Source organism: Marinomonas sp. TW1 (assembly GCF_001625355.1).
Taxonomy (GTDB): Bacteria; Pseudomonadota; Gammaproteobacteria; order Pseudomonadales; family Marinomonadaceae; genus Marinomonas.
This window is the reverse complement of sequence record NZ_JSEE01000033.1, coordinates 1-1,424: the sequence shown is the minus strand read 5'-3', so window position 1 is coordinate 1,424 and position 1,424 is coordinate 1. Positions and strand designations below refer to the sequence as shown.

Genomic DNA, 1,424 nt, shown 5'->3' with positions numbered 1-1,424 from the left:
TAATGCTGTTCACTTAAGGGTTGAATTTAATTGAATAGCCTCAGAAAATCCGATTAAGCTTTCTTAATCGGATTTTTTTTGTGTCTATTCAACAGTTACTTCTCAGCATCGATGAGCTCCACTCATTCTCAGATCATTCAACCTTCACTCAGAATATTCCCGTTGAGTGGATTGAGTCCGCATTAACCCTTTCCTCAAGCGCAAGCATCAGGCGACGACGCTTACCCGAAGACCAAGTGCTTTGGTTGGTACTAGGGATGGCTCTTTTTCGGGATGAAGCGATTGAAGAAGTCGCTAGGCGCTTAAATATCTGTTCAGAAGGATTAGCATCAGAGCAACTTCTTGCTAAGAGCGGCGTATCTCAAGCGAGGCAGCGACTTGGTTCAGACCCTATGCAGTGGCTTTTCCAGCGCACAGGTGAGCATTGGGCAAATGAGCGATTTGCTCAGGATGATTGGCAAGGGCTGCAAGTATTTGCTATTGATGGTGTCGTTTTTCGCACCCCGGACACGCCAGAGTTACGAGAGCACTTTGGTAGTGCCAGCAATACAGCAGTCAAGCAAAGTGCCTATCCGTTATTGCGCTGTGTCGCTCTGATGAATACGCATTCCCACGTTATTTTAGATGCTCAGGTAGACACTTATCGCAAAGGTGAAACGCCATTAGCAGAAGCGATGTTAGATAAGATCCCAGATCGCAGTATTACACTCTTAGATCGGAATTTTTGGAGTGCCAATCTTATGCATGCGTTAATGAATGGGGGGAGAGAGCGACATTGGTTAATCCCCAAACGCAGTAATACTGTGTATGAAGTCATTGAAGAATACGGAGATGGCGATGCGTTGTGGCGTATGAAAGTCTCCCCACAAGCTCGCAAGAAGAACCCCAGCCTGCCTGAATATTGGAATGTACGCGCCATAACCTATGACGTTCAAGGAAAAGCCAAGACGGTACTGACATCCCTTCCTATCAGCGATTACCCAGCTGAACAGATTGCTCAGTTGTATCATCAGCGCTGGGAAATAGAGCTGGGGTTTCGTGACATCAAATCCTCTATGCTCAACAACGTCATTACGTTACGCAGTAAGAAAATCGATTTAATCTACCAAGAAATGTGGGGGATGTTACTGGCCTACAATATCGTGCGTAGAGAGGCGAGTCATGCGGCCGCATCACATGGTCAACGAGCGAGCGATGTACGTTTTAAAATGGCGTTTACTTTTATTGCTTCCAACTTGATCGTGATGGCCGCGGCTAAGCCAGAATCGAAGACAGGGATGCGTCTTAAGGAGTTAAGGTCTGGGGTGTGTAATTTGTTTTTAGAGCGAAAGAAAGCGAGGCCTAGTCGGCCTCGCATGGTAAAGCAATCAAAGACGAGATATCCGGTATCTCGTAATACTGTTCCGCTTAAGTGAACAGCGTTA

General features: G+C 46.3%; 1 protein-coding gene. It reads left to right on the top strand.

What is annotated here, in order from left to right:
* Nucleotides 1-86: 86 nt before the first annotated feature.
* Nucleotides 87-1,415: an IS4 family transposase gene (locus OA79_RS17715; RefSeq protein WP_082825526.1), complete on the top strand. Its 1,329-nt coding sequence runs from the start codon at nt 87-89 to the stop codon at nt 1,413-1,415.
* The last annotated feature ends 9 nt before the right edge of the window (nt 1,416-1,424 follow it).